Source organism: Novosphingobium sp. B-7 (assembly GCF_000410615.1).
Lineage (GTDB): Bacteria > Pseudomonadota > Alphaproteobacteria > Sphingomonadales > Sphingomonadaceae > Novosphingobium > Novosphingobium capsulatum.
On sequence record NZ_KE148510.1, the window covers coordinates 1 to 6,246 of the forward strand.

Annotated in this window: 7 protein-coding genes; 4 read left to right on the forward strand and 3 right to left on the reverse strand. The window is 61.7% G+C overall.

Features of this window, described 5'->3' with window-relative positions:
* The first annotated feature begins 356 nt into the window (after positions 1-356).
* Positions 357-566, forward strand: coding sequence for an AlpA family transcriptional regulator (locus H926_RS0123035; RefSeq protein ID WP_022678338.1), 210 nt, complete (start codon positions 357-359; stop codon positions 564-566).
* Positions 567-649: 83 nt separating this feature from the next.
* Here H926_RS0123035 and bla read toward each other — a convergent pair whose 3' ends face one another.
* Together bla and H926_RS0123045 are read right to left on the reverse strand one after the other, a co-directional pair.
* The gene (gene bla / locus H926_RS0123040; protein ID WP_043611171.1) at positions 650-1,477 is read right to left on the reverse strand and encodes a class A beta-lactamase; all 828 of its coding nucleotides are present in this window, start codon (positions 1,475-1,477) and stop codon (positions 650-652) included.
* A gap of 111 nt (positions 1,478-1,588) precedes the next feature.
* The gene (locus H926_RS0123045; protein WP_202804798.1) at positions 1,589-2,584 is read right to left on the reverse strand and encodes an alpha/beta hydrolase; all 996 of its coding nucleotides are present in this window, start codon (positions 2,582-2,584) and stop codon (positions 1,589-1,591) included.
* 140 nt (positions 2,585-2,724) lie between these two features.
* Between H926_RS0123045 and H926_RS0123050 the strand changes: the two genes are divergently transcribed.
* Together H926_RS0123050 and H926_RS35625 are read left to right on the forward strand one after the other, a co-directional pair.
* Positions 2,725-3,636, forward strand: a complete 912-nt coding sequence (locus tag H926_RS0123050) for a LysR family transcriptional regulator (protein WP_305809485.1) — start codon at positions 2,725-2,727, stop codon at positions 3,634-3,636.
* A gap of 548 nt (positions 3,637-4,184) precedes the next feature.
* Entirely contained in the window at positions 4,185-4,358 is a 174-nt protein-coding gene (locus H926_RS35625) for a hypothetical protein (RefSeq protein WP_371256332.1), read from the forward strand.
* A gap of 133 nt (positions 4,359-4,491) precedes the next feature.
* On the opposite strand, the gene H926_RS0123060 is transcribed toward H926_RS35625, so the two are convergent.
* Positions 4,492-5,889 (reverse strand): helix-turn-helix domain-containing protein, encoded by a 1,398-nt coding sequence (locus H926_RS0123060; RefSeq protein ID WP_022678343.1) that lies wholly within the window; start codon positions 5,887-5,889, stop codon positions 4,492-4,494.
* A gap of 106 nt (positions 5,890-5,995) precedes the next feature.
* Here H926_RS0123060 and H926_RS30140 point away from each other — a divergent pair.
* The coding region (locus H926_RS30140; RefSeq protein WP_158442046.1) for a helix-turn-helix transcriptional regulator at positions 5,996-6,246 on the forward strand (251 nt) is incomplete at its 3' end.

Here is a 6,246-nt window from a genome sequence, read left to right on the forward strand (position 1 = left end):
GCGCACCCAAAGCGCGGCGACGATCGGAGGGTAGCCAGAGGCGGATCGACAGGACCGGCCTGCATGGCCGGGCCAAATGTCAGCGATCGTACCGGTAGACCGACGAGACGGCAGTGCCGGCTCGGCTGGAGCGCAGCGGAAGGAGAGCGCGATCAGGTCGAGACGGCCTGAGACACAATCTGCACGACCATAAAATTTCTTTTTCGTACGCTGGGGTAAGATCGGACACCATGGGGTCAAATGGCGTAGATTCAGCGTATTGGTACCGTTTTCGGCACTCTTGACGCCGACCGCAGACCAGCAAATCTCACAGCGAAGGAGCAAGAAAACCTACCACAGCACAGGAAGACCAAGCCATGACCGAACAGCCCCCGGACCGTATTCTGCGCCTCAACGCCGTCCTCGATCGCACCGGCCTGACCCGCGCGACCCTCTATCGCAAGATCCAGGCGGGCACGTTCCCAAAGCAGGTCCGGATCGCCATGCGCTGCACCGGCTGGCGGGAATCCGCTATCCGTGAATGGATGCGCAACCCGATGTTCTACGAGGTCGACGAAGCGCGATAGGAGCGCGCCCTGTTGCAGGCTTCGCTAGCGAGACACGCGCAGGTATTCTGTCTGAGCGCGGCCTCACCGAGTGCCGCGCGATGTCAGACCAGTGTGGATGCGACAAGTCTGCCGATGCCGGCAAAGGCCTTGTCGAACTGCGCCTCGGTGGGTCTTCCTCCACGGGTATAAACCGCGATGACGATCGGCATTCCAGGATGGGGCCAAGCGACGGCAATGTCGCCAGCCATATCCCGGCCACTGTGCCCGGTCTTGTTGCCGATCCGCCAGCTTTGGGGCAGCCCGCCGCGCAATCGGGGGTTGGTCTGATTGCCGATCAGCCAGCGCGTGAGCAACCCCTTCGATCGGGCTGCCAGCACATCGCCCAAGACCACCTTCTGGAGCGTGCTGGCCATCGCCGCCGGCGTTGTCGAGTCATCAGGCCCGCCTGACGGCACTCGGTCGAGCGCTGGCTCGAAATGATCGACCCGCGTCGTCGTGTCGCCAATAGAGCGCAGGAATGCGGTCAGTGCAGCGGGGCCACCTGACCGCGCCAACAGCATGTTGGCACACACCCCATCACTGATTTCCACAGCGGCCTTGCACATCGCCGCGACTGTCATCGCGCCCTTGGCGAGGTTTTCCTTTGCGATGGGCCCCCACAACCCGAGCGTATCCTGCGCGGTATAGGGCACGAGCGCGTCCAGCTTCTCTTGGCCGCGGTCGATCCGAGCCAGCACGAACGCAACAAGCGATGCCTTGTAGGAACTGCACATGATAAAGCGCTCGTCCGCACGCCATGAAAGTGTCTGGCCGGTCGTGACGTTCAAAGCATGGACACCGATCCGCCCCCCGGTTGTGTGTTCATACTCGGCGATTGGATTGGCTGTGGCGCACCGGGCGAGCGCGGGCCAGCACAGCAGCGCCGGCATGCCCAAGGCAATAGATCGTCTTGTAAAGTTCATGGTCGAAAGCCTTTGTCCATGGCGAGGCGGGCAGGGTGCCAGCGCCGTGCCGCGAAGGCGCTGGTCGTGGAGCCGGAGCTAAAGCATGTTGATTTGCCTGAGCCACAGCTCGACCAGTTCCGGCCACTTGCCGACCGGGTCATTCGGATGGCGGAGAGCAAAAGCATGTCCCCCACGCGCGAACAGGTGCAATTCGGTGGGGACACCGGCCTTATTGAGTGCGGACGCATACATCAGGCTGTTGCAGACGGGATCGATCTCGTCGTCCCAGGTCTGGACGATGAACTGCGGGGGCGCGGCTTTGGACACGGTTAGCTTTGGATCAAACGCTCCGTGATCTCTGCAAATATGCCCTGGATAGAGCGCGATAGCGAAGTCCGGTCGGCTGCTGATCCCGTCGATGGCATCGACTGGGCGGTAGGTCGGCGCAAGGATGTTGCTGGTTTGCGCGACCAGATAGCCGCCCGCAGACATGCCCAGAACACCGATGCGGTGGGGATCGATACCCAGTTCCGCGGCTTTTGAGCGCACCAGGCGGATAGTGCGCTGGGCGTCCTGCAATGCACGGGGAATTTTCGGCGTGATCTGGCGGTTTTGCTCCGCATCGTAGAAGTCGTTTCCACCGGGCGCACGGTATTTGGAGACGATGCAGGCAACGCCCTTGGCCGCCAGCCAATCGCATATCTCCGTGCCTTCCATGCCGACGAAGACTTTCTGGAAGCCACCACCCGGAAAGACAATGACCGCCGTCTTCGTCCTCGGCTCCTTGGGCGGGATGATGGTCATCGTCGGAACTGCGATGTTCATGACGACCTGTGACTTACCACCAGTTGCCGCAGCGTCGTGGTACGTCCTGACGGTTTCGGCGGGCTGTGGCCGGAAAGTTCCGTCAGGAACGGCACCCGGCCAGATGCCGATTTGCTGCGATCCTGTCGGAGCCTGCCAGATTTCGACCTTGTCGATGACGCCATCGGGGGGCGAAGTCTGCTTGCCTTGCTGCGCGGTAGCCGAACTTGCGCAAATGCAGACGGCACCTGCCAGCGCCAAAAGCCGTACGATGTTCAATCGGCTCATGCCCGTCTCCCTCGTCACCCTGAACGACACCGGATCGGCAGGCGCGCGATGGCGCATAAAATCTCATGACGACACGCCGCCGGTCCGCGATAAAGGAAACGATATTGACAGCATGCTCGACTGGCAAAGGATCATAAATCGTGTCGGACAAGAGAATTTCTCATGGCGGCGCCTGGCCAGTGTCCCTCAACGGCCTGCGCGCGTTCGAAAGCGCTGCGCGGCATTTGTCGTTCACCAGCGCGGCCAACGAGCTCGGCGTGACGCAAAGTGCAGTCAGCCATCAGGTGAAGGCTCTGGAGGACCGGTTGGGCGCCAAGCTGTTTCGCCGCACGTCGCGCGGGCTTGCCGTCACGGATGAGGGTTTGGCGCTTTTCCCAACGCTGAATGCGGCTTTCGAGCAAGTGACAGGTTTGATCGATCGCTTCGATCGCGGGGTGCGCCAGGAGGTGTTGACCGTCAGTGTCGTCGGCACCTTCGCGCTTGGCTGGCTGCTGCCGCGCATGGAGCGCTTCAGGCAACTGCATCCGTTTGTCGACTTGCGCCTGCTGACCAACAACAACCGTGTCGATGTCGCAGGAGAAAGCCTCGACTGCGCGATCTGCTTTGGGGACGGTGCGTGGCGGGGCCTTGAAGCGACGCATCTGATGCAGGCTTCCCTGTCACCGCTCTGTTCGCCTGCCGTTGCCGAGCATCTCCACGCACCGGCCGATCTTAAGGATACGACGCTCCTGCGCTCCTATCGCGGTCAGGACTGGCTAACCTGGCTTGCCGCCGCAGGCCTGCCTGACCAGCGCCTGTCCGGCCCGGTGTTCGACTCCTCGGCCCTCATGGCACAGGCCGCGATGCGCGGGTTCGGGGTCGCCATTCTACCGCTAGAAATGTTCGAGGCCGAACTGCAGGGTGGATGGCTAATCCAGCCGTTTACGCTGGCCGTTTCGACCGGCTCTTACTGGCTCGCACGACTACGTAGTCGGGAACCGACAGCAGCGTTGATATCCTTCCGCGATTGGTTGGTGGGGGAGATGGCCGAGTATTGCGATCCATCAAGATAAATCAAGCAGGATGGTTTCTTCCACACCGCCCGAATCAGACGTGGCGTGCTGAACTGCCACGGGACTGCGGTTGCGACCAAGAAGGGAAAAATTCAATAGGTTGCGCGGGAACCTTTTAGCCTTCACCATCGACAGATAGCTCAGGCCGCACCCTTCCACATTCAAAAGTCAAGGCGGAGTTTTGGGACTTTGCGGTCGTTCCTGCGGCGGCGGCTGAACGGCAGCCTCCGATCAAACCTGACGTTCGCGATCTGTAGCGCCGACGCCGTTAGACGAGCAAGCTTGGCCGTTTCAAGTCTGACAGGTTCCGGGATGGCGATAGAGGATAGCGGTCGTTCGCCGGCGGGCCGAGGAGCATCTTGCGACAGCCACAACGATGGGCGCCGCCGACGGTATGACCCAGATGCCGACGTTCATAGCCCCTGTCTAATCACTCAACTTCGGCCGTCTGTTCATCGTCTTGATGAGACGTCACGCCGAGCCGTCAGCCAGGTGATCGATTTGCGCCCTAACGGCGGGTGCGAGCCCTCGTAGGTCGTGAAGATCAGGTGCACGATACCCTGCAGACCGCGCCATGCTGGCAGCACACGCACCAGCTGCCCGGCATCGACGGCCTCGCGGCGGACATGATCAGGCAGGGTGGTTATGCCGAGACCGTCGATTGCGGCGTCTCGAACACTCGCCACATGGTCCTGGCCTGGCTGTTCAGCCGATCAGCGTGAATCCGGTCCTGTATGACGTTATCGGTCGGGCTTTCTGATTCGGCCTCCGATTCAAGATGTAAGAGCGCCTGCCGCGATCCCGCTGCTGGCGGGGTCGTGACACCTTGGGCCAAGGCGGCCCGCTATCGATCGATCAATATTGCGAGCGCCGCTCGACGAGAGCCGTGAGCATCTCGTCGATCTGCTGCGTTTGGGTCGAGTAGCCGCGGAACATCTCGAACATCGGCGCCATCGTTTCTTCGATGAGGGGAACGAGCGCGGTGGCCGGCGTGTCGGCCGGGAAGCTGACCTGGCAAACTGGGGATGTATCTTCCACCGAGACGTAGCGACTAGGGCCGCCGGCGAACCAGGCATCGACCATCCGGCCCTGAAGCCCCGTCCATCGAAACGCCCAGTGCAGCTCGTGATCGCGGTCGGCAACGCCCATCGCGCCTGCGAAAGCGAGTCCGGTTAGGAAAACCTCGGCGACGTCGGTGATGGCCTGCCGCTCGCCTAAGACGGCACGCGGGGTCACTTTGTTACGGCGGGCGATGACGTCGACGAGATTCAGGCGGCGCTCGTAGAAATCGCCAGTGGGGTCGAACATCTCGAACGTGAGCGCGTCGAACATCCCCGTGACGTAGAGCAGTGCTTCCCAGCGTCCCTGACGAACTTTCGCTTCGCTCTCGAGACCGCCTACGGCAGTATCAAGCCATGGCGGGTAACTGCTCAAGCGGGGAACCGCAGACAGCATTCGTCGCAGGAAATCGTGGTTCGCGCGGAAGCCCGCCGGAGCGGGGCTGATGACCATCGCGACCTCGCGACCGCCCCAGCCGCGCAACTCCGCGATTTGGGCGGGCACCTGAAGGCGATCATACTCCTCAGCGAAATGGCGATCACCCAGGTCGAGAAACTCGGCCGCCAGTTGGGCGTCGCTCGGTGATGGCGCGAGGCCTGCTGTCGCCATCAACTCCGCGATTGCCGGTCCGACGCCTGCGAGATTGCGCCGAATGAAGCGCGCGATGTCCGCCTCGCGATTGTCGAAGCAGATCTGCATCATCCGATCGAGATCGTCTTTTGAGCAATCGGCTACCGTGCTGGGCCGGCCGTTGCTCGTCAACGTGCGAGTCGGGATTTCGCCTTTTGTCAGCAGGGCGACGGGCGCACCGTCGCGCTCCTGCATCAAGGACGCTTTGACTCGCACCGGCGTGCGGATCCCCGTCGGCACGTCGATCCTTGGATGCTTGCGCCCGCCGCGATCGATCAGCTCGACTCGCACCTCGAATGGGTCCGAAGCGTAGCGCGAAACCATCTCCTGTATATGGTCTGGATGGTACTGGGCTTCGACATCGTAGGGCGCGTCGTCCGCCCGAGGATCCCCGTTGTCTTTGAAACCGATCAGAAGCGTGCCGCCACCGTGGTTGCGCAGGGCGATCAGAGTTCGGATGATCACCTGCAGGTGAGGGGGATTGGTCGGATCGAGCCAGGATTTGAGCTCGAACGCGAGCCCCTCGCTGAAATTCGTCTCCTGCGATGAACCCGCGCTAGCCATGCACCTTACTCGATCATCTCAGCGCGATTATCAATGGCGGGCGACCAAACACATCTGATGAGTATCAAGCGTTGAATTGAAATCGATACTCATTTAATGAGTGCCAATGTCGACTGACCCTAAATATGCGGAGCTAGCGGCCGCCATCCAAACTGGAAGGGTTGATCGCAACTGGACCCAAGGGGCGCTGGCGACTAATCTCGGCTTCCGTCAGCAGGCGGTTAGCCGTTGGGAGGCTGGAACGCATCGGCCCACGGTCGAGCAGATCCCGAAGCTCGCATCGCTTCTCGGCTATGAGACGCCCGAGCTGATGATCCTGGCCGGTTACGGAATGCCGGTCACCGCGAGCGTCACGAC

What these genes read in the sequence shown, in the direction of transcription:
- H926_RS0123035 (WP_022678338.1), top strand. Translation starts at nt 357, where the DNA reads ATGACCGAACAGCCCCCGGACCGTATTCTGCGCCTCAACGCCGTCCTC.
- bla (WP_043611171.1), bottom strand. Translation starts at nt 1,477, where the DNA reads ATGCCGGCGCTGCTGTGCTGGCCCGCGCTCGCCCGGTGCGCCACAGCC.
- H926_RS0123045 (WP_202804798.1), bottom strand. Translation starts at nt 2,584, where the DNA reads ATGAGCCGATTGAACATCGTACGGCTTTTGGCGCTGGCAGGTGCCGTC.
- H926_RS0123060 (WP_022678343.1), bottom strand. Translation starts at nt 5,889, where the DNA reads ATGGCTAGCGCGGGTTCATCGCAGGAGACGAATTTCAGCGAGGGGCTC.